This is a genomic window from Vitreimonas sp. (genome assembly GCF_035627415.1).
Classification (GTDB): Bacteria; Pseudomonadota; Alphaproteobacteria; order Caulobacterales; family Aquidulcibacteraceae; genus Vitreimonas.
Genome location: NZ_DASPLU010000029.1, coordinates 1 through 20,960, shown reverse-complemented (window position 1 = coordinate 20,960; position 20,960 = coordinate 1). Strand labels below are relative to the sequence as shown.

Here is a 20,960-nt window from a genome sequence, read left to right as displayed (position 1 = left end):
TTAGGCGGCTCCTCGCATTTCAACAGAACACAAATCCAGAGCGGCGCGGCCCAGACTTCCGAGCGGCGCCTGGCGTTCGACCGCGCCGATCTCGAAGGCGGCCCGCGGCATGCCGTAGACCACGCAGGTCGATTCATCCTGGCCGAGCGTGCGTGCGCCTGCCTCGCGCATCGCTTTCAGTCCAAGGGCGCCGTCCTTGCCCATGCCCGTCAGGATGACGCCGACGGCGCGGGCGCCGATCTCCTGCGCAACGGAAGTGAACAGTACGTCCACCGAGGGACGGTGTCCGTTCACCAGATCCGATTCATCGAGGCGGCAGACGCGCTGCGTTCCGCCGGCGACACGCAGATGCGTTGCTCCGCCCGGCGCGATATAGATGCAGCCCGTCCGCAACGGCGCGCCGTCGCGGGCTTCTTCGACGTGTGGTTTGCAGGTGCGGTCGAGACGCGCCGCGAAGCTCGACGTGAAGGTCGCCGGCATGTGCTGCGTGACCAGGGTTGGCGGGCAATTCTCGGGAAATACCGACAGCATCGTGATCAACGCCTCGACGCCGCCGGTCGACGAGCCGATCGCCAGCACCTTGTCGCTCGGCCGGTACGGCGCATGATCCACCCGCAGCGCCGTTCGTTGCACCAGCGGGCGCACGCGCGCGCGGGCCGCCATCTTCACCTTTTCGGCCAGGCCGTCGAAGTCAGGCTTGCCGACACAATCCACCGCGCCGATCTCGAGCGCTTCGAGCGTGATGGCCGCGCCGGCCTGGGTCAGCGTCGACACCATCACCACCGGCATCGGCCGTAGGCGCATGATCTTCTCGAGAAATTCGAGACCGGTCATCTTCGGCATCTCGACATCGAGCGTGATGACGTCGGGACTAAGCGCCTTGATGGCCTCGCGCGCCTCGAACGGATCGCCGGCCACGCCGACGACCTCTATCTCTGGATCGCGCGACAACTCCGCCTTGAGCAGACTGCGAATGGTCGCCGAATCGTCGACAATGAGAACGCGCACGCTCATTGAGCAGACCCCGTCAAACGATAGATGGTGAGCCCGTCGCTGGCGTAGCCAGGGGCCTCGACTCGTTCGGAGTGGCCAACATAGAGCCGCCCCTGAGGCGTCAGCAGGTCGCGGAAGCGGCCCCAGATCAGGTCCTGCGTGTCCTGCTCGAAATAGATCACGACGTTCCTGCAGAAGATCGCGTCGAAGCGGCCCCTCATCGGCCACTCGCCGATCAAGTTCAGCGTATTGAATCGCACCAGAGCGCGCATCTCGTCGCCGGCGCGCCAGCCGCCGTCGGCCCTGCTTTCGCGCGTCATCCAGCGGTCGCGCAGCGAAGACGAGATAGGCTCGACGGCCTGGGCGCTGTAGACGCCGGCTTTGCCCGTGGCGACGACATTGGGATCGATATCCGTCGCGAGAATGCGCACGTCGTGCCGCGCCGCTTCCGGCATCAGCGAGAGAATGGTGAGCGCGATCGAATACGGCTCCTCGCCGGTAGAGCACGCGGACGACCATAGCCGCACGCGCCCGCCGTTTCGCGCTTTCTCCAGCAATGGCGGCAGGACCTTCTCGCGCAGGTGATCGAAATGGTGCGGCTCGCGAAAGAAGCGCGTGACGTTCGTCGTCAGCGCCGCAACCATCGAATTGCGCTCGGCGGCGCCGTCGGGCGAGGCGATCAGCGCACAATAGGCGTCGAAGGTCGCGAGCCCCAGCTGCCGCAGCCGTTTGGCCAAGCGCGAATAGACGAGCGTCGCCTTCGCCTCCGGCAGATAGATGCCGGTCTGCTCTCGCATCAAGGATGCGATGCGGCGGAAGTCCCCGGCGGTGAAGGCGAACTCGCCTTCGACCAACCGCTCTTCGCTCTTGCGGAGGGCGGCGGCTGCGCTCATGCGGCCTCGGCGGCCTCTTCCGGCGGCAGGATATCGTCGAGCGCGACCCAGGAGATCATCCGCCCTTCGAGCGCGATGATCCCGCGTACGAACCGGCTGACCACCTCGCACCCGACGTTGGGCGTCGGCTGCACGGTGGCGGGGTCGGCAGCGAGAATTTCGGAAACGCCGTCGACCAGAAGTCCGACGAGGCGCCGGCCGATATGCACAACGATGATGGCGCTGCGCGCGTTGGGCTGCGCTTCGCCCAGGCCAAGTCGCGCCTTCAGGTCGAGGATGGGCAGCACCGCGCCGCGCAGGTTGATCACGCCGCGCACAAAGGGCGGCGAATGCGGCAACGGGGTCGCCGCTGTCCAGCCGCGGATTTCACGCACGGCCATGATGTCGAGGCAAAATTCCTGATCGTCGATCAGGAACGAAATCAGCTCGAGGCTTTCACTGTGGCGTTCGGCATCCATGGGTCAGCTCGCTTGTGCAAGAGGAGTTTCGAAACGATCGGCGCGTCGGCTGTCGACCAGCGCGTCGATATCGAGGATGAGCGCGACGCGGCCGTCGCCGAGAATGGTGGCCGCGGCGACCGCATCGACGCGCTGATAGTTCGCTTCCAGACTCTTGATCACGACCTGGCGTTGGCCCTGGATCGCGTCGACGACGACGGCCGCGCGCGCGCCGCCTTCAGCTTCAACCAGCAGCGCCACGCCATCGGCCGGATCGATCGGCTGCGTGCGCCATCCCAGCGCGACGCCGATATCGATCAGCGGCAGATGCGAGCCGCGCGCGGCCAAGACGGCGCTGCGCGGACCGAGCATGCGGACCTCGTCCCGCTTCGGCTGCAGCGTCTCGACGATCGCCGACAGCGGGGCAACGAACGTGTGCTCGCCGACTGTCACCACCATGCCGTCGAGCACGGCGAGCGTCAGCGGCAGCGACAGCGTGAACGTCGAGCCCCTGCCCGGCTGCGAGCTGATCGAGATGCGCCCGCCCAGCGCTTGGATCGAACGCTTGACCACATCCATGCCGACGCCACGGCCGGAGATATTCGAGACCGTCGCGGCAGTGGAGAAGCCCGGCAGGAAGATCAGGTTGTCAATCTCGTCGTCGGTGAACTGTGCGTCGGCGGGAATGAGTCCCTTGTTGACGGCAATCTCCCGCACGCGCGGACGATTGATGCCGCGCCCGTCGTCCGAGACTTCGATGACGATGCGGCCGGAGCGGTGCAGCGCCGCCAAGCGGACCGTCCCCTCGGCGCCCTTGCCGGCGGCGATGCGGTCCTCCGGCGCCTCAAGGCCGTGATCGATGGCGTTGCGCAGCATGTGCGTGATCGGATCGGAGAGCCGTTCGATCACCGTCTTGTCGACTTCGGTGTTCTCGCCTTCGGTCACCAAGCGCACCTGCTTGCCAGTCGAGCCGGCGATCTCACGCACGAGACGCGGCATGCGCTGGAACACCGACTTCACCGGCTGCGCCCGGATCGCCATGACGCTGTCCTGGATCTCGCGGGTGAGCTGCTCGAGTTCGTCAAGGCCGATGGCAACGTTCGACGAGCGCGCAAGGCCGCTTTCGGCGACGCGCTGCGAAAGCATGGCTTGATTGATCACCAGTTCGCCGACCAGGTCGATCAGGCGATCGACGCGCTCGAGATTGACGCGAATCGTCGCCGCAGCGTCGCCTTTGGCGGCTTTCGCGTTGGCAGCCTGCTGATCGTCGCCGACCGTGCTCGCGGCGTTCGGTGGCGCGGGCGGATCGATGACGCGCGCCAACAGCGTGCCGATGTCGATCTCCGGCTCGACGCCTGCGGCCGGCGCCGGCGCCTCGATCGTCCATTCTTCGCGCGACAATTCGATCGGGCAATCGTCGCCGACGAAGTCGAATACGTCGCGGATGGCGGCTTCCTCGACGTGGGCCGGAATCCGCACGTCCCAGACGAGATACGCCGCTTCGGGATCGAGTTCGTCGAAACCGGGCAGCGCGGCCGCGTCGCACTTGGTCTCGAGCGGCGCAAGCCGCGCCAGTTCGCGCAACAGCACCGCCGCGTCGTGACCCTTGGCGTACATCGCCGCCGTTGGCCGCATGACAAGCCGCCAACCGGCGAGCGGCGCGGGGCACGCGGGCGCATCGACCTCCATGCGAACCGGACGGAAACCCCATTCGTCGGCGGCCGGCTCGTCCGCGTTCGCGACGGGCGCAAGGTCAGGCGCGGTCTCTGCCTCGCCGTTGGTGAGCGCCTCGAGTTCGGCAGCCATCGCCGCGCTGCGCGCTTCGTCGACGGAAGTGTCGTTCTTCGCCGCCTGCACCAGATCAGACAGCACGTCGGACGCGCGCAGCATCAGCTTGATCGCATCCGCATCGGGCTCGAGCTTGCCGGAGCGCATCGCGTCCAGCGCCGTTTCGAAAACGTGCGCAAACGCCACCAGCGCCTCGAAGCCGAACGCGCCGGCGCCGCCTTTCACCGAATGAACGGCGCGGAACACGGCGTTGATCGTCTCGCCGTCGCCCTCGCCGGCTTCCAGCGCAAGCAGGCCCTGCTCCAGATCCTGCAACAGCTCGTCGCATTCCTGGAAGTAGGTGACCTTGATGGCGTCCATCGCATCCATCGTCCCGCTCCTCAGGCCGACACGCGCCGGATCGCTTCGATCAGGCTCTCGGCTTTGAACGGCTTCACGATCCAGCCCGTCGCGCCCGCCTCCCTGGCGCGCTGTTTCTTCTCGGGCGCACTCTCGGTCGAGAGCACGAGAATCGGCGTCGCCCGATGGCGGCCTTCACTGCGCACGCCGTTGATGAAGCCGTAGCCGTCCATCCGCGGCATGTTGATGTCGGTGATGATGACGTCGGGCTCGCAGGCCGAAAGCGCTTCCAGCCCGGCGACGCCGTCCTCGGCCTGCACCACGTCGAATCCGGCGTCGCGCAGCACCTTGAGCAGCATCTCGCGCATCATACGGCTGTCGTCGACAGTGAGAATGGTCTTGCTCACGGGTTCACTCCCAAGTGCTCGGCGCCGCCCATGAGCGTAAGCGCAGACGAAAAAGCCTCTGACGGATTAGCGATGGCGAACGCGTGGCCCTCGGCGGCCCAGCTCGCGCGCGCTGCGGCGAGCACCTGCAGGCAAAGCCCGCCGAAGCGTTCGACATCGGATGCGTCAAGTTCGAGCGGCTTGCCTCGGTGCTCGAGCAGGCTCGCTTTCAACGGCTGCGCCGCGCGGAAATCGAGAACGCTCGTCAAGCGCAGGCATGCGGTGTCCGACATGCTCAGAACTCCTCCCAATCTTCATCCGTACGCGTGGCGGGCGCTGCTGCTTGCCTCGAGGCGAACGTCGCGATCCGCTTCTGCTGCACTGCGATGGGCTGCGGCCTGACCGGCCGGCTTGCCGGCGCTGGCATGACGATGGGCTCGCCCGTCTTGAAGCGGGCGATGAGCGCCATCAGATCGTTCGCCTCTTGCGTCAGCGAATGGCTGGCAGCGGTCGACTGCTCCACCATCGCGGCGTTCTGCTGCGTGACCTGGTCCATCTGGTTGATCGCGGTGTTTACTTGCGACAGCGCCGTCGCCTGCTCCTGAGCCGAAGCGGCGATCTCGCCGACCAGGCCGCTGATCTCGCCGACGCGATCGGCAATGAGACGCAGCGCCTTGCCGGCCTCGCCGACCAGGCCGACGCCCGTCTCGACGTGCTGCGAACTGGCTGAGATCAGCGCTTTGATCTCCTTGGCCGCATCGGAAGAGCGCTGCGCCAGTGCGCGAACCTCCGAAGCGACGACGGCGAAGCCGCGGCCCGCCTCGCCCGCGCGCGCGGCCTCGACTCCGGCGTTCAGCGCCAGCAAGTTGGTCTGGAACGCGATCTCGTCGATGACGCCGATGATCTGCGAAATCTGCTTCGCCGAGCGTTCGATCTCCGACATCGCCGCCACGGTGTCAGCAACGACCTTGCCGCTCGCTTCGGCGTCGGCGCGAGTCGAAGCGACCACGTTGTTGGTGAGGTTCGCGCCCTCGGCTGTCTTGCGAACCGTGGCGGTCACCTCGTCGAGCGCCGCGGCGGTCTCTTCGAGGCTCGCCGCCTGCTGCTCCGTCCGGCGCGACAGATCGTCGGCCGCCTGGCCAATCTCGCCGGCGCCGGTGCGCACGCCGCCGACATTGGCGGCGATGCCGCGCATCGCGTCCTGAAGCCTTTCCATGGTGGCGTTGAAGAGCACCCGCTGCTGTTCATACGCCGCCGGAAAGCGCTCCTCGATGCGGTGGGTGAGATTGCCCTCCGACAAGGCGGAAAGCGCCTGGGTCAGCGCCGTCATCGCGGCCTGCTGCTCCGCCGCCGCCGCTTTCGCCTGCGCGTCCAACTCCGCCTGCGCGCGTTCGGACGCCTCCAAATAGACCGATATGGCGAGATCCATATCGATCATGGCCGCCTTCACGAGGCTCGCCAGCGTCTCGGCAAGATCGTCGCTGTCGACGCGGCCGAACACGCCCTTGGCCTTGGTCTTCTCGGCGACCACGACACGGATCAGCTTGTCGAGGATGAGGGCGTAGCCGCCGATGTGCCATTGCGGCTTGAGGCCGATGCGCGCATGCGTCTCGCCGATGCGGCGGACGCTTTCCCAATAATCGTCGCTGAAATCGCCGGCGGCGACGCGTCCCCAATGGCGCTTTTGCCCGTCTTTGGCGGCGTTGATCTGGCTCTCGCCCGAAAAAAACCGGCTGATTTCCGAAGTCGCGCGGATGCGGGCGTAGAGCTGCTCGAGCCCCTCGGCGACGCCGCGGTCGATCACCGCACGCGATTTCTGCATCGCGCTGCGCGCCGCGTCCCCGATCTGCACGAAGTCCAGCCGCTCGCGCAGCCTAGTAGAAGTCATCACCGCCCCCGAAACCTTGCATCAGCGCGCACGGACTAAGAGCAGCCGCGGCAGTAAACGACGCGTTGAGCAAACTGCATTCGCTGCTACGCCGCAGGAGATAGGCCGTTCCGGCTACGGCCACGGCGCACCTCCCGGCTGCGGTATGCGACTCCCGCGCCGCCTCAAAACTCCTCCCAATCGTCCTCCGCCCTCGCGAGCGCGGCGCTACCCGCCGTCGAGAACGACGCCGCCCGTTGACGCTGCGCCGCCTTCGGCGGCGCCTTGACTTGCGGCTGAGCCTTTGCGGACTTCTTCGGCGGATGCGGCTTGGCCGCCGGCATCGCCACCGGTTCGCCGGTTTTGAAGCGCGAGATCAGCATCATCAGGTTGTCGGCTTCCTGCCGCAGCGAATGGCTCGCCGCCGTCGATTGCTCGACCATCGCCGCGTTCTGTTGTGTCACCTGATCCATCTGATTGACGGCGGTGTTCACCTGCGCCAGCGCCGTCGACTGCTCTTGCGCCGAGGCGGCGATCTCGTTGACGAGCGCGCTCATCTCGGTCACACGCCCGGCGATTTGCTGCAGCGCCTTGCCGGCCTCGCCGACCAACTCGACGCCGGCGCCGACATGGCGCGAGCTCGCTGAGATGAGACTCTTGATCTCCTTGGCCGCGTCGGACGAACGCTGCGCCAGCGCCCGCACCTCCGAAGCCACGACGGCGAAGCCCCGCCCCGCTTCACCGGCGCGCGCCGCTTCGACGCCGGCATTGAGCGCGAGCAAGTTGGTCTGGAAGGCGATCTCGTCGATAACACCGATGATCTGCGAAATTTGGTTGGCTGACCGCTCGATCTCGGACATCGCCGCCACCGTGTCGCGCACGATTTTGCCGCTTGCCGCCGCATCATCGCTCGTGGTGCTGACGACTGAACTCGCTTGCGTCGTCCCCTCGGCGGTCTTGCGTACGGTCGCGGTCACTTCATCCAATGCCGCCGCCGTTTCCTCCAGGCTCGCGGCCTGCTGCTCGGTGCGGCGAGACAGATCGTCCGCGGCTTGGCTGATCTCGTTGGCGCCCGTGCGGATGCCGTTGGCGTTCGTCACCACGCTGCGCATTGCGTCCTGAAGCTGCTCCACCGCCGTATTGAAATTCGCGCGCAGCTGCTCGTACGCCGGCGGCACCTCGCGGACGAGACGATAAGTCAGATCGCCCGTCGCGAGCTTGGCCATGCCCTCGCCGAACGAATCCGTCACCAGCGCTTCGGCCGCCGCTTTGGCTTCCTCGCGCGCGCGTTCCTGGGCGGCCGCCGCCTCCTTGCGCGCTTCCGCTTCGCGCCGTTCCGCCTCGAGCCGCTTCAGCGCGGCCTCGCGGAAGCTGATGAGCGCCTTGCCCATGGCGCCGATTTCATCTTCCCGCTTCGCTTCCGGCGGATCGACGCTGTTGTCGCCGCCGGCGACCCGCGTCATTGCGCCGGTGAGATTCATCAACGGCGCAACAAGCTTGCGTCGCGTGAGCAGCGCAAGAGCAATTACGGCGGCGGCGGATATGGCCAGCGCGGCGATCACGAGCCAAAAGGAGAGCTGCGTGTCGCGCTCGGCGCTCGCGGTTGTCTCAGCCGCGCTTGCGCTGATGACACCGGTGATCACTTCCATCGAATCTTCGAGCGTGCGGAATTGCTCGAAGAAGCCAGGCAACGCGGCCAGGGCGGCGTCGGGATCGCGCTCGGCCAGCGCGATCACCTGCTCGGCGCTGCTGATGTAAGCTTCGAGCGGTGCGGCGACGCTGTCGACGGCTTCGCGCTCCGCCTCGGTTTGTGCGAGAGCGCCTTCCGCCTGGATCATGGCGCGGAATTCCTGGATGTGCTCGGCGAAGTCGGCCCGGACGGCCGCGAATTCGATCCCCGACGCGGGGTTGCGTGACATCAGAGCGGCGAGCACGTCTGAACGCACCGCGTCGTGCATCATGTCGGCGGTCAGGTGGCTGCGCAGCAGGCTGGCGCTTCGGTTCGAGTCTTCGAGGGCCGAGTCGAGACGAAGTTCAGCCCACAATCCCGCCCCGCCGCAGAGCGCAACCAAACCGAAAAGAGCAACGCTTGCGGCCGTGGCCGCGCTATTTATCGACGCCATCGCGCACAGCTCCTTGTCACAGCGGGTATCCAGAAAAACACGGTCAACCGCCGGCATCCCCGAAGGGCGTCACCGCAAAGCGCAGTCCCGCAACCCACAAGTGATCGCGCCCGCGATCGCCTCCGGGGTTCAGCACCAACTGAAGGTCCGGCTGCACGCGCAGCCACGGCGTCAGCTGGTCGGAATAGGTGAGTTCGAATCCGGTCTCGTCGGCGGCGACGTCGACTCCAGCATCACGTTCATTCGCGCGATGCTTGGCCGAGAGCCGTCCCTGATAAACGCCGAACGACAATTGGCTTTCAGGGCGCGCCTCAAATACGCCATCCAGCAGAACACCCGCCTGCCAGCCGCCGACGTACGGTGTGGTGTCGCCATCGGAGACGCCGAGACGCGCGAAGCCGGTGAGGTCCGGCTGAAGCTCGCGCTCGATCGTGAGATAAGCGCCCGCCGAACGCCGCTGTAGCGGCGCGCCGCCGCTATCGACGTCTCGGATGTCGTCGTGTTTGTCCGTGTACGCCCAGCCGCCGAGGGCGAGACGGGTGCCGCCTCCCCGGCTCCACTCGCCGATCAGCAATGCGCCATCATCGAACGAGGTGTCGACGCCGTCGGGATCGCCGAGCACACTCGCCGTGGCGTTCAGCGCGGCGACGCGAATGAGCGAGTCATCTGTGACCGGGTGAGCGATCCGCAGCGCGAGCGCGGTCGATGGAAAGATTGAGGGCCCGTTGGGGCCGGTCGCCGCCAGCTCCGATCCAATGCCGAAAGCCGGCGCGATCAACAATCCGGCGGAGTCGTTGGCGTAGAACTCGCTGTTGAGATCGTAGAGGCCGGCGCGCAGGTTGGCGCGGCCCACGCCTGCTTCGATCCATAATTCGTAGAGCCGCGCGCGCTGACGGGCCACTTCGATGTTGTCCACGCCCTGCAGTGTGCCGAGGTCGTCGTTCGGCGCCTCGCCGGAATTGTTGAGCACATGTGCGTACACGCTGACGTCGCGCCAACCCGCGATGCGGCCCATGTCAAAGGTCACGCCCAGGTCGAGATTGTCGAGAAAAACGCCGTCCGCATCATCCGCGCCCGAGATCGGCGCAATGTAGTCAGCGGTGTATTCAAGCGTCGCCTCGACCGGGCCCGCAGCCGCCTCTCCGGCTTGCGCGAGACAAGCGCCGACTGCGAGCAGCGACCATGCGTGCGCGACGCGCGTGCGACCCAGCATCTGTTCTCCCCCGAATGGGAGACAAAATCCGCGCTGAGCGTAAATGCGGCATTGAGGAAACCGAACTCAGCGATAGGCTTCTCGCTCTAGGCCGAGCGGCTTAGGCCTTGCGTGAGATGCGAGGTCGCCGTTTGACAGTGGCTTTCGTACGCGGCGCGCAGGCCTCTATGCCGTTTGGGATAGTCGCAGATTGCCGACGACACAACGCGCCGCTATCTATGCCCCGAGGAGACGAATGATGGACGCGGGGTTTTGGATCGGGATTCTGATCACCGTTCTAGTGGTGGTCGGCGCCTCTGTGCTGGTGGGCAAGGCTTTGTCGGCGCCGCGCGCCGAGCCGCGTTCGCGCGCCGAGAAGATGCAGGCGCTCAAGGCCTCGGGCGCGCTGAAGCATCGGAAGTCGAACCGCTAATGGCCGAGGCTGCGCGCGCGCCGCTGCCCGAGGGCAAAGCCGAACGGTATGCGGCCCTGCGCGCCGAAGTCGCCGCGGTGCTCGCCGGCGAGCCGAACCGCACGGCGCGCTACGCCACCGCCGCCTCACTGCTGGCGGAGGCGTTTCCGGACCGCTTCTTCTGGACCGGCTTCTACCTGGTGGACGAAGCCAAGCGCGACGAACTCGTGGTCGGGCCCTACCAAGGCACGCTCGGCTGCCTGCGCATCGCATTCGGCAAGGGCGTTTGCGGCGCGGCCGCACAGGAGCGCCGAACCTTCCTCGTGCCCGACGTGCACGCCTTCCCCGGCCACATCGCCTGCGACAGCCGCTCCAATTCCGAGATCGTCGTGCCGGTGTTCGACAGATCCGGCGCGCTGGCCGCCGTGCTCGACGTCGACTCCACTCGGTTCGACGCTTTCGACGCCGACGACCAGGCGGGCCTTGAAGCCATTTGCGCCGATCTGCTGACGGTAGATTAGAAGCGCGCCAAGGCCTTGGTCCGCGCCGGCAAGCAAAAACGGGTCTATCCGGCTTGGCCCAGCCAGCACCGCGCACTATGACAGCGCCTTCAAATCAAAGAGGCGCACGTGTCGGACGTCACCACCGGACTAATCCTTTCGCAAATCGCGCAGAACGCGACGGAAGTCGCGGCGATCGCTAGCGCCAAGCTGCGCGGCTTCGGCCGCAAGAACGACGCTGACCAGGCCGCCGTCGACGCCATGCGCCGCTCGTTCCAGACCGCGCCTTTCTCCGGCAAGGTCGTGATCGGCGAAGGCGAGATCGATGAAGCGCCGATGCTCTATATCGGCGAGGAGCTCGGCGCCGGCGGCGTCCGCACCGACATCGCCGTCGATCCGCTCGAAGGCACCAAACTCTGCGCCTCCGATGCGCCGAACGCGATGACGGTCGTCGCGCTTGCGCCTGAAGGCGGCCTCCTGCACGCGCCGGATATGTACATGGACAAGCTGGCGATCGGCCCCGGCTATCCGGCCGGCCTGATCGACCTCGATCTCTCGCCCAGCGAAAACGTGAAGCGGCTCGCCGAAGCCAAGGGCGTTCCGGTGAGCGAAATCCGCGCCTGCCTGCTCGACCGGCCGCGGCACGAGAAGATCATCGCTGAACTGCGCAGCATTGGCGCCGGCATTCGCCTCATTCCGGACGGCGATGTCGCCGGCGTGTTCTGGACCACTGAGACCGCGCGATCGGGCATCGACATCTATTTCGGCTCCGGCGGCGCGCCCGAGGGCGTGCTCGCGGCGGCGGCGATCCGCTGCGCCGGCGGCCAGATGCAGGCGCGCCTGCTGCCGGAGAACGAGCAAGAGGAAGAGCGCGCGCGCCGCATGGGTTGCGACGTGCACGCCAAGCTGACGCTCGACGACATGGTCCCGGGCGACGTCGTGTTCGCGGCCTCGGGCGTGACGCACGGATCGATGTTCCAGGGCGTGCATTTCGAAGCGGGCCAAGCGCACGTTGAAACGCTCGTCTGGGACAGCTTCACCAAGCGCAAGAGCCGCGTCCGCTCGATCTACCCGCTGGCCTAGGGTGCGGCGGCGTCCAAGTCCTCGGGCGCCGGCGCGATCTCTTCGAGTTCGTCCTCGCTTTCCTCGCCACCCTCCGCCGGCGGGGGCGGCGGAGGCGGATCGACCCGCATCGCCGCCGGCCGGCGCGCGAATGCGCTCAAGCCCGGCACGTTCATCGCTCCGTCGTACACTTGGATTGCCGCGCCTTCGAACGAGGCGCCTACCGGCTCGACGTGCCCGCCAAGGCAATCGCCGAGGAAATGTTCGAGCACGGCAAGATAGGACAGCCGGTTCGCCGGCCGCACCAGTTCGCGGCCTTCGTCCGGAAAGACCAAATAGGTGAGATTGCCGCGCCGCGCGCGCACCGCCTGCGCGATCTGATCCGCTTCGCCGCGCAATCCCCGCCCTTGCCGTACGCCAACGCCAAGCAGCAGCGGCGCGCGGATCTGTGTGGCGTAGAACATCGGCGAATGCTGACGGAGGATGTCGCGCTCCCCCGGCAGGCGCGCATCGCCGATCCGCGGATAGAGCTCCGCGCGCGCGCTCAAGGGCGAAGTGTCGAGCCACGCGAACAGATTGCCCGGCGCATTGTAGCTCGCGCCGCATCGATACTCGTCCGCCGAGAAGGCGAGCGCCGCAAGCGCCGCGTAACCGCCGAAGCCCGAGCCGATGATCGCGACTCTGTCCGGCGGCGCGACACCGTTGGCGGCCGCCCATCTTTTCGCATCCACGAGATCGTCGCGCATGCGCCCGCCCCATTCGCGATTGCCGGCGTTGAGGAACGTCTTGCCGAGCCCGGCGGAGCCGCGGAAATTCACGCTCAGCACCGCATAGCCGCGGTTGGCGAGCCATTGATGCAACGGATCGAAGCCGTAGCTGTCGCGCGCCCACGGCCCATCGTGCGGCACGATCACCAGCGGCACGGGCGATTCCGGGCGCGCATCGCCATTGGCGTCCGCGCCAATCGGCAGCGTCAGATAGGAAACCAAAGTCAGGCCGTCGCGCGTGGCGATTTCCACCGGCGTCATCGGCTGCAGCGGCGCGTCGTCAAGCGCAGGCCGATGCCGGAACAGAGAGGAGAGCCGCCGCCCTTCGCGGTCGGCGCGATCGTAAAGATGCGAGCGCGACGCGAGCGCCGGCCCCTCCTCGACGACGATCCAGCGCGCATTATCGGCGCTGCGCGAGACGACGGTGAAGTCGCCGGTCAGCCGGCTGTCGAGAAAGTCGAGATCGGCCTGCGTCTCCGGATCGAGCGCGCGCCATTCGCGGCGCAGATACTCGGTCGCAAACGCTTCCGGCGCATTGGTCGCCGGATCGAGCCAGACATCGACGACGTCCGCGCGTTCATTTTCTCCGAGCGGTGTCTTTGCGCCGGTCTCGGCGTCCACCCGCACGAGCGCGGAATTCTGCCGGCCGGTGGAATCCAGCATCAGGAACGAACGCCCATCCGTCTCGAAGGCGATGACGCGGGAAGATTGCGCGTCCTCGAACGGGATCGTGAGCAGCGTCCGCCAGCGCCCGCGCGCATCGCGCGAAGCCAATTCGTAGCCGCCGTCCGGCAAAGGCCGCGCGCCAAGACGCACCCGGTTCTCGCGATCGACGATGAAGCGCGAAAACCCGCGCGACGGCGGATTGCGCACCAGCAGCGTGCGCTCGCCGCTTTGAATGTCGACGCGATACACGTCCGGCCATTCGCGGTCGCGCTGGTAGAGGCTGACGATCACGCCGTTCGGATCGTTCGGGCTCGAGCCCAGCACCTCGGCGCGCACGCCGCCCGGCGTCAGCGCTCGCGGCAGCCCGCGGCTGACATCGACGGCGTAGAGCCGCCAGGTCTCGTCGCCCTGCTCGTCCTGCAAATAAAGCAGCGTCGCGTTGTCTTGCGCCCATTGAAAATGGCGGATGCCGCGGACGCGATCGTCCGTCACCGGCCGCGCCTCCTCCATCGCCTCGACCGACAGCACCCAGAGGTTTTGCACCCCGTCCCGCGGCGCAAGGAACGCGACGCGGTCCCCGCGCGGCGACAGCTGGCCGCCGTGACGCGCCGGGTCACCGAACAGGTCGGCGCGGGCGATCAGCTGGGGCTGGTCGGCCGCGGGCGCAGTCGGCCGTACGGCCTGCTGGCCGCACCCGGCCACTACAGCCGCTAGCCAAAAGGCGACCGCCCCGGCCCAATATGTCGGCGTCCTCGTGCCCACACCAAAACCTTACAGGTCCGTCATCCACCGGCCAACGCGCATGGCTGACATGGAGTTCACCTTTACGGCAGGGGTTTGGCGAGCGCGCTGTTCCGCCCCAGCCGGGACGTTTTGACACCCCGCACGGCTCACTCTATCCCACTGCCGCTTTGGCCAAATCGACTCAATCCTCCGCCGCCTCAAATGGCGTTCCAACAGGCGCGCTCGTACTCGCCGATGGAACCGTCTTCCTGGGCGAAGGCCTCGGCGCGGTCGGCGCAGCTGACGGCGAAGTGTGCTTCAACACCTCGATGACCGGCTACCAGGAGATCCTCACCGACCCCTCCTACGCCGCCCAGATTGTCGCCTTCACGTTCCCCCACATCGGCAATGTCGGCGCCAATAACGAGGACATCGAAAGCTCCTCCCCAGCCGCTTCAGCAGCCGCGCGCGGCGCCGTCTTCCGCGCACGGCCGACCCTGCCCTCCAACTGGCGCGCCGAGGACGATCTCGACAGCTGGCTGAAGAAGCGCAACGTCATCGCCCTGGCCGGCCTCGACACGCGCGCGCTGACGCGCCGCATCCGCGAACACGGCATGCCGAACGCCGTCATCGCCCATGCGCCCGACGGCAAGTTCGATCTGGAAAAGTTGCACGCGCGCGCGAAGGCCTGGCACGGGCTCGACGGGCTCGACCTCGCGAAGGAAGTGACGACGGCGCAGAGCTACGTCGTCAACGAAGGTCTCTGGCAATGGCCGCTCGGCGTGCCGGAAGTGAACGAGCCCAAGTTCACCGTCGTCGTCATGGACTACGGCGTAAAGCGCAACATCCTGCGCGCGCTCGGCGAGATCGGCGCCCGCACCATCGTGCTGCCCGCCACCGCGACCGCCGAAGAAGCGCTCGCGCACAAGCCGGACGGCATCCTGCTTTCAAACGGCCCCGGCGATCCGGCCGCGACCGGCGTCTACGCTGCGCCTGAGATCAAGAAGCTGGTCGACAGCGGCAAGCCGGTGATGGGCGTCTGCCTCGGTCACCAGATGCTCGGCCTCGCGCTCGGCGCGAAAACAATGAAAATGGGCCAAGGCCATCACGGCGCGAACCACCCGGTGAAGGATCAATCGACCGGCAAGGTCGAGATCGTCTCCATGAACCACGGCTTCGCCATCGACACCGCGACGCTGCCCAAAGGCGTCAAAGAAACCCACGTCTCGCTGTTCGACGGCAGCAATTGCGGCATCGAACTCGAAGGCAAGCCGGTGTTCTCGGTGCAGTACCACCCGGAAGCGTCACCGGGGCCGCAGGATAGTCATTATCTATTCGAGCGCTTTGCGAAGCTGATGAAGAAGAAGAGCAAGTGATCAGGGCGATTGGCATCGTCGTCGCGCTATTGGCAACCGGCTTCTACCTCGCGCCAAAGGTCAGACTGCATCCGCTCTCGATGGGCGTCACCAACAACAATTGGCAGAGCCACATCACTTATCGCTCTGCCGACGGTCGCCACGTGGTGATTTGCGATTTCTTCGGGCACGACTCCACGCCGTATTGGGAGGGGCAAAACAATTGGGAGGACCAGAACGTCTGCCTCGACCTCCCGGTCTATCTGCACCAGGGTCTCCCTCCCTTGCTCGTGCAGGTCGAAATTGGCGGACAAGAAGTTGAGTTGCGCAGCCCCTTGCTGTGGGGTCGACTGATCTAAGCAGAATGCGCCACTTAACCACACCCCTCGTTTCCCTCGCCCCCATGGCCGGCGTGACCGACATCCCGTTCCGCCGCCAGGTGAAAGCCTTCGGCGGGCGCTATTGCGTGTCGGAGATGGTGGCGTCCGAGCAGCTGGCGCGCGAGCGCATCGATATGGTGCGCCGCGCCGCTGGCGCGGGCGTCATAACCCCGCTTGTCATTCAGCTCGCAGGCCGCGAAGCGCATTGGATGGCCGAGGGCGCGCGCATCGCCGAGGACGCCGGCGCCGATATCATCGACATCAACATGGGCTGTCCGTCAAAGAGCGTCACCTCCGGCCTCTGCGGCTCGGCGCTGATGCGCGATCCCGACATGGCGCTGCGTCTCATCGAAGCGACCGTCGCCGCCACCACACTCCCCGTCACGCTGAAGATGCGCCTCGGCTGGGATCACGCCAGCCTCAACGCGCCCGACATCGCCCGCGCCGCCGAAGCCGCCGGCGTGCGCATGATCACCATCCACGGCCGCACCCGAAACCAATTCTACACCGGCCAAGCCGATTGGGCCGCGATCGCGCCCGTTGTGCAGGCGGTGAAGGTCCCCGTCGTCGCCAACGGCGACATCACCAGCGCCGCCGACGCACGCCGCGCGCTCCACCTCTCCGGCGCTGCCGGCGTGATGATCGGCCGCGCCGCGCAAGGCAAACCCTGGCTCCCCGGCGCCATCGAACACGCGCTCATCCACGGCGGCGAGGCAGCCCCGCCCGCGCGCGAACGCCTGCTCGCCTCGCTGCTCGCCCTCTACGCAGACTCGCTCGCTTTCTACCCGCAAGCGCTCGGCCTCCGCATCGCGCGCAAGCACATCGCCTGGACCATCGACGCCGTCCTAGGCCCCAGCGCGCGCGAACGGCGTAAAGCGATCTGCATGCTCGAAGACCCGCAGCGCGTGCACGACGAATTGTGCGCGCTGTTCGAAAGCGAGCCAGAGCGCGTCGCCGCATAATCGTCCCTCGCCCCGCGAAGCGGGGGAGGGACAGCGGCGAAGCCGCAGGGAGGGGGACAGTGTGTTTCCCCCTCCCCTAGCCCCTCCCCCGCTTCGCGGGGCGAGGGGAACGCGCTAAGCCAGCGCCATGAACTCCAAACCCGCCCTCCTCGTGCATCCGCCGCTCGGCTTGTTCGAACTGCGCCTCACCGACTACGACGTCGTCCACTGGCCCGCCGATCGCAAAGACATCAAAGCCGCGGTCACCATCGGCCATGTCGGCCTCTCCAACGCCATGATCGACGCGCTGCCGGAGCTCGCCTGCATCGTCTGCTTCGGCGTCGGCGTCGATGGGCTAGACCTCGCCCACGCCAGACAGCGCGGCGTCGTGATCACGCACGGCCGCGAGATCAACCACGAAGACGTCGCCGACGTCGCCATCGGCCTCATGATCGCGCGCCTCCGGCTCTTCACCGAAGGCGAGCGCGTGCTGCGCGAGGGCAAATGGACGCCGCCGCTCGCCGTGCCGCCGCAGAAGCGCCTGCGCGGCCGCAAGCTTGGCATCGTCGGCATGGGCGCGATCGGCCAAGCCGTCGCCGAGCGCGCCAAGGCGTTCGGCTTGGAGATCAAGTGGTATGGCCCGCGCGCCAAGCCGCATGTCGCCTACGCCTGCGAACCCGACCTGCTGCGACTGGCGCACTGGTGCGACGTGCTCGCCATCGCCGCACGCGGTGACAAGAGCACCGAAGGCATCATCAATGCCGAAATCATCAACGCCGTCGGCTCGGACGGCATCATCGTCAACATCTCCCGCGGCAGCGTCATCGACGAAGACGCGTTGATCGCCGCGCTCAAATCCGGCGCGCTCGGCGGCGCCGGGCTCGACGTGTTCGTCGAAGAGCCGACGCCCGTTTCGCGCTGGGCCGATGTGCCGAACACCACCCTCACGCCGCACCTCGGCGGCGGCACGCGCGAAGCGCTGTGGGAGGGCTCGCAGAACGTGCTGGAAAACCTCCGCCGCTTCCACGCCGGCGAACCGCTGCTCACGCCGCTGGCCAGCTAACCTCCGCGCTCTAGCTCAGAGCGCGGAAGGAGCGCGCCATGAGTTCCGTCGCACGCGAGCGGCTGCGTTTATCCGGCGGGACCCAACTTGCGTTCGCCGCAGCGGGCGATGCGTCGAAGCCGGCGCTGTTGCTGCTGCACGGCTACGCCAGCTCATCGGCCACATTCCGCGATGTGATCCCGGCGCTGTCGCGCGTCGCCTACGTGATCGCGCCCGACCTGCCCGGCTACGGCGAATCCGACCCGCTTCCCACACCCTCGTTCGCCGCCTTCAGCGACGCCGTCACAGAGCTGCTCAGCCATCTCAAGGTCGGGCGGCGCTTCATCTACCTGCACGATTGGGGCGCGCCGGTCGGATTGAATATCGCCATGCAGGCGCCCGAGCAGGTCGCGGGCCTCGTCATTCAGAACGCCAACGCGCATCGCACCGGGTTTGCGCCGCAATGGGAAGACACGTTCAAATACTGGAACGAGCCAAGCGAAGAAAACAAGGCGAAAGCCACCTCGTTTCTCACCTTCGAAGACACGCGCGGCCAGTACACGCGCGGCGTGCCAGAAGACGTCGTCGCCAAGATCAAAGGCGAGCCCTGGGTCGAAGATTGGCGCATCTTGCACCTGCCCGGCCGCATGGAAATGCAGCGCATCCTGCTCGCCGACTACGGCAAATACGTCGCCCGCTTCGACGAGATCGGCGCTTATCTCAAGCAGCGGCAACCGCCGGCGCTGATGCTCTGGGGTCGCCACGACGCCTTCTTCGACATCGCCGAGACGCTGTCATGGATGCAGGACCTCCCGCGCATGGAGGCGCACATCCTCGACGGCGGCCATTTCCTGCTCGAAACGCACGCCGAACGGGGGCACGCTGATGGCGGAGTTCATCGAACGAACGCACCTTCGAGAACGAGAATCGGTCGCTCAATCCTTGGCGGCGTCCTCGTAGATTTTTTGCGAACGCTTCTGATAGCGCTCGGGGTGCTCATACGATTCCTTCGTCGCCGCTTCGGTGATCGCGTCCTTGCTCTTGTCGCGCGTTATGTTGCGCCAGATGCCGTAGCCGAACGCGAGGGCCAGCAAGAGCGCGCCGATACCGTATAAAAGTTCGTAACCCATGCGAATCCAACGGCCCGCGCGGTCGTGAGTTCCGATCAGCGATGCGCGCCGGAACCATCCCCGCGCCTATCGGCTTGAAGTGCGGGGGCATGGATGGAGATTGGAACATGGCAGACAGAGAAGGCGGCGGCTCGTCGCCGTGGCTCGCGTTCTTGGCGGGGATTGTGCTCGTGGCGGTGATCGCGTTCGGCATCGTCGCCTATTCAGGCGGATTCCAGCAGCAGCGCACCGCCGAACTCGAAGTGGATCTGCCGGACACCAACATCAATCCTCCGGACATCGATCTGCCGGAACCGCCGCCCGCGCCAACCGTGCCGCCGAGCGCCGAGCCGGCGCCGGCCGAAACCGCGCCGGAACCGACCACGCCGTAAACTGCGGCTCACGCGCAAACAGAAAGGGCGGCGGATCGCTCCGCCGCCCTTCGCCTTTCCGATAACGTTTAGCGCAGTTCGAACGTGACGCTGACGCTGACGCGCGTCTCGATCTCGCCGGGCGAGATCGGCGTCGAGGCGTCCTGCGCCGCTTCCATCCGCACCGCCATCGGCATCGGCACGGGCGGCGAAAAGCCGCCGCCTTCCTGCACGGCGACGATGCGGTGAACGCGCATGCCCAGCGTACTGGCGTAGAGCTCCGCGCGCCGGCGCGCTTCGGCGATGGCGTCGCGACGGGCGATGTCGAGCTGCGCGTCCGGATCAGCGTGCGAGAAGAAAACGCCGTGGATGGTGTTGCCGCCCGCGGCCACTGCCGCGTCGATCACGCGGCCGACGTTGTTCACGTTGCGGATCTTCGCCGTCACCGTGTTGTTGGCCTGATAGCCGGTGATCAGCGGCGGCTGGTTCTCGCGGTATTGCTGCTGTGGATGCACCGAGACGTTCGAGGTCTGGATGTCGCGTTCGGCAATGCCCGCGCGCCGCAGCGCCTGTGTCAGCGCCTGCATGCGCCGCGCATTCTCCGTGAGCGCCGCTTGCGCCGTCTGCCCCTCGGTGGTGACGCCGAGATTGATCGTCGCCATGTCCGGGCGCGCCTCGGACTTGCCCTCGGCGCTCACGCTGAGCAGCGTGCCTTGCACCGCGGGCGTCTGCGTCTCGACTTGCTGCGCGGCCGCCATTTGCGGCGCCGCGAACGTCGCCATTACGGCGAACGCAGCCGCCGCCTTGATCAATCGCATGTCATTCACTCCGTTGCCCTCTCCTCATGAACCGCCGGATAGGCGCGGCGATTTTACGGCAAGCGGCGCTGTTTTCACGCAGTTCGCGTGATCGTGAGGCCGAACTGATGCGCCGGCGCCGCGTTTCCCCTCGAGCAACGAAGAGGTGTCCCATGCAAATCGGACGAGTAGTCGGCGCAGCCGCCCTGGTGGGCGCAGGCGTCCTGGCCTATCGGGCCATGAAGAAACGCAAGCAGAACAGCGAAGGCGAACAGCTTCAGGCGCACCCGATGCCGAACGTGCGCGACGCCGGCGCGGAGAACATGTCTTCGGCGCCGAAGCGCTGGTCGCGCACCGATGAGCGCTCCGACGAGAGCTTTCCGGCCAGCGACGCGCCCTCGACCTACTGACCTTGCAGGGGTCCGCCGGCGGGGCCAGATGAGTCGCATGACGCAGCCGGCGGATCACCTAGCGCCCATGCGCGATGTTCGGGACGCGGGTCCCGAAGCGATGGAGAACCCGCCCAAAAGGTGGGACGAAGTCGATCAGGCCTCAGATGAATCTTTTCCCGCCAGCGATCCGCCCGCTGTGCATCCGGGCGCGCATTAGCGGCCGTGGGGCCGAATCGTTTCGCCGAATCGCTGTATAATAGCGAGAGGCGGCTTCCTTCAGGTATTGATGCGTTTTTCCGACACCTTGCTCCGACAGGTGCGCGATCGGGTTTCGATTGCGGATTATGCCGGCAAGCGCTTGTCCTGGCACAAGCAGAAGAGCCGCCCGTCCGCGGGCGACTTCTGGGCTTGCTGTCCGTTCCATC

General features: G+C 66.7%; 21 protein-coding genes. 10 read left to right on the top strand and 11 right to left on the bottom strand.

What is annotated here, in order from left to right:
* From VEA80_RS15105 to VEA80_RS15065, 9 genes are all read right to left on the bottom strand, one after another.
* The gene (locus VEA80_RS15105; RefSeq protein ID WP_325061595.1) at positions 1-1,014 is read right to left on the bottom strand and encodes a chemotaxis response regulator protein-glutamate methylesterase; all 1,014 of its coding nucleotides are present in this window, start codon (positions 1,012-1,014) and stop codon (positions 1-3) included.
* The gene (locus VEA80_RS15100; RefSeq protein ID WP_325061594.1) at positions 1,011-1,886 is read right to left on the bottom strand and encodes a protein-glutamate O-methyltransferase; all 876 of its coding nucleotides are present in this window, start codon (positions 1,884-1,886) and stop codon (positions 1,011-1,013) included. Before VEA80_RS15100 ends, VEA80_RS15105 begins: the two co-directional genes overlap by 4 nt.
* Entirely contained in the window at positions 1,883-2,344 is a 462-nt protein-coding gene (locus tag VEA80_RS15095; RefSeq protein ID WP_325061593.1) for a chemotaxis protein CheW, read from the bottom strand. The genes VEA80_RS15100 and VEA80_RS15095 overlap by 4 nt, the downstream gene beginning before the upstream one ends.
* 3 nt (positions 2,345-2,347) lie before the next feature.
* Positions 2,348-4,480 (bottom strand): chemotaxis protein CheA, encoded by a 2,133-nt coding sequence (locus VEA80_RS15090; protein WP_325061592.1) that lies wholly within the window; start codon positions 4,478-4,480, stop codon positions 2,348-2,350.
* Positions 4,481-4,491: 11 nt separating this feature from the next.
* Positions 4,492-4,857: a response regulator gene (locus tag VEA80_RS15085; RefSeq protein ID WP_325061591.1), complete on the bottom strand. Its 366-nt coding sequence runs from the start codon at positions 4,855-4,857 to the stop codon at positions 4,492-4,494.
* The gene (locus VEA80_RS15080; RefSeq protein ID WP_325061590.1) at positions 4,854-5,129 is read right to left on the bottom strand and encodes an STAS domain-containing protein; all 276 of its coding nucleotides are present in this window, start codon (positions 5,127-5,129) and stop codon (positions 4,854-4,856) included. Before VEA80_RS15080 ends, VEA80_RS15085 begins: the two co-directional genes overlap by 4 nt.
* Positions 5,130-5,131: 2 nt before the next feature.
* The gene (locus VEA80_RS15075) at positions 5,132-6,724 is read right to left on the bottom strand and encodes a globin-coupled sensor protein (protein ID WP_325061589.1); all 1,593 of its coding nucleotides are present in this window, start codon (positions 6,722-6,724) and stop codon (positions 5,132-5,134) included.
* 164 nt (positions 6,725-6,888) lie between these two features.
* Positions 6,889-8,826: a methyl-accepting chemotaxis protein gene (locus VEA80_RS15070; RefSeq protein WP_325061588.1), complete on the bottom strand. Its 1,938-nt coding sequence runs from the start codon at positions 8,824-8,826 to the stop codon at positions 6,889-6,891.
* 43 nt (positions 8,827-8,869) lie between these two features.
* Complete coding sequence (locus VEA80_RS15065; protein ID WP_325061587.1) at positions 8,870-10,039, bottom strand: carbohydrate porin; 1,170 nt, start codon at positions 10,037-10,039, stop codon at positions 8,870-8,872.
* Between the two features lie 238 nt (positions 10,040-10,277).
* Between VEA80_RS15065 and VEA80_RS15060 the strand changes: the two genes are divergently transcribed.
* The 3 genes from VEA80_RS15060 to glpX all read left to right on the top strand — a co-directional run bounded on the left by VEA80_RS15060 (position 10,278) and on the right by glpX (position 12,013).
* Positions 10,278-10,451 carry a hypothetical protein gene (locus VEA80_RS15060; RefSeq protein WP_325061586.1) on the top strand — a complete coding sequence of 58 codons (174 nt, stop codon included), beginning with the start codon at positions 10,278-10,280 and terminating at the stop codon, positions 10,449-10,451.
* Positions 10,451-10,951 (top strand): GAF domain-containing protein, encoded by a 501-nt coding sequence (locus tag VEA80_RS15055; RefSeq protein ID WP_325061585.1) that lies wholly within the window; start codon positions 10,451-10,453, stop codon positions 10,949-10,951. Before VEA80_RS15060 ends, VEA80_RS15055 begins: the two co-directional genes overlap by 1 nt.
* A gap of 108 nt (positions 10,952-11,059) precedes the next feature.
* Complete coding sequence (gene glpX, locus VEA80_RS15050; protein ID WP_325061584.1) at positions 11,060-12,013, top strand: class II fructose-bisphosphatase; 954 nt, start codon at positions 11,060-11,062, stop codon at positions 12,011-12,013.
* Here the strand turns inward: glpX and VEA80_RS15045 are convergent.
* Entirely contained in the window at positions 12,010-14,127 is a 2,118-nt protein-coding gene (locus VEA80_RS15045; RefSeq protein ID WP_325061583.1) for a S9 family peptidase, read from the bottom strand. The genes glpX and VEA80_RS15045 overlap by 4 nt on opposite strands.
* 209 nt (positions 14,128-14,336) lie before the next feature.
* Between VEA80_RS15045 and carA the strand changes: the two genes are divergently transcribed.
* From carA to VEA80_RS15015, 6 genes are all read left to right on the top strand, one after another.
* Positions 14,337-15,524, top strand: a complete 1,188-nt coding sequence (gene carA, locus VEA80_RS15040) for a glutamine-hydrolyzing carbamoyl-phosphate synthase small subunit (RefSeq protein ID WP_325061582.1) — start codon at positions 14,337-14,339, stop codon at positions 15,522-15,524.
* Entirely contained in the window at positions 15,521-15,862 is a 342-nt protein-coding gene (locus VEA80_RS15035; protein ID WP_325061581.1) for a hypothetical protein, read from the top strand. The genes carA and VEA80_RS15035 overlap by 4 nt, the downstream gene beginning before the upstream one ends.
* Positions 15,863-15,906: 44 nt before the next feature.
* On the top strand, positions 15,907-16,845 hold the full coding sequence (dusB, locus tag VEA80_RS15030; RefSeq protein ID WP_414731516.1) for a tRNA dihydrouridine synthase DusB: 939 nt from the start codon (positions 15,907-15,909) through the stop codon (positions 16,843-16,845).
* Between the two features lie 127 nt (positions 16,846-16,972).
* Positions 16,973-17,887 carry a 2-hydroxyacid dehydrogenase gene (locus tag VEA80_RS15025; protein WP_325061579.1) on the top strand — a complete coding sequence of 305 codons (915 nt, stop codon included), beginning with the start codon at positions 16,973-16,975 and terminating at the stop codon, positions 17,885-17,887.
* Between the two features lie 38 nt (positions 17,888-17,925).
* Positions 17,926-18,981 (top strand): alpha/beta hydrolase, encoded by a 1,056-nt coding sequence (locus tag VEA80_RS15020; protein ID WP_325061578.1) that lies wholly within the window; start codon positions 17,926-17,928, stop codon positions 18,979-18,981.
* A gap of 122 nt (positions 18,982-19,103) precedes the next feature.
* A complete protein-coding gene (locus VEA80_RS15015; protein ID WP_325061577.1) occupies positions 19,104-19,367 on the top strand; it encodes a hypothetical protein in 264 nt (87 codons plus the stop codon).
* 68 nt (positions 19,368-19,435) lie between these two features.
* Here the strand turns inward: VEA80_RS15015 and VEA80_RS15010 are convergent, their stop codons facing one another.
* Positions 19,436-20,164, bottom strand: a complete 729-nt coding sequence (locus tag VEA80_RS15010) for an SIMPL domain-containing protein (protein WP_325061576.1) — start codon at positions 20,162-20,164, stop codon at positions 19,436-19,438.
* A gap of 152 nt (positions 20,165-20,316) precedes the next feature.
* Here VEA80_RS15010 and VEA80_RS15005 point away from each other — a divergent pair, with 152 nt between their 5' ends.
* Positions 20,317-20,553: a hypothetical protein gene (locus VEA80_RS15005; protein WP_325061575.1), complete on the top strand. Its 237-nt coding sequence runs from the start codon at positions 20,317-20,319 to the stop codon at positions 20,551-20,553.
* Positions 20,554-20,960: the final 407 nt, after the last annotated feature.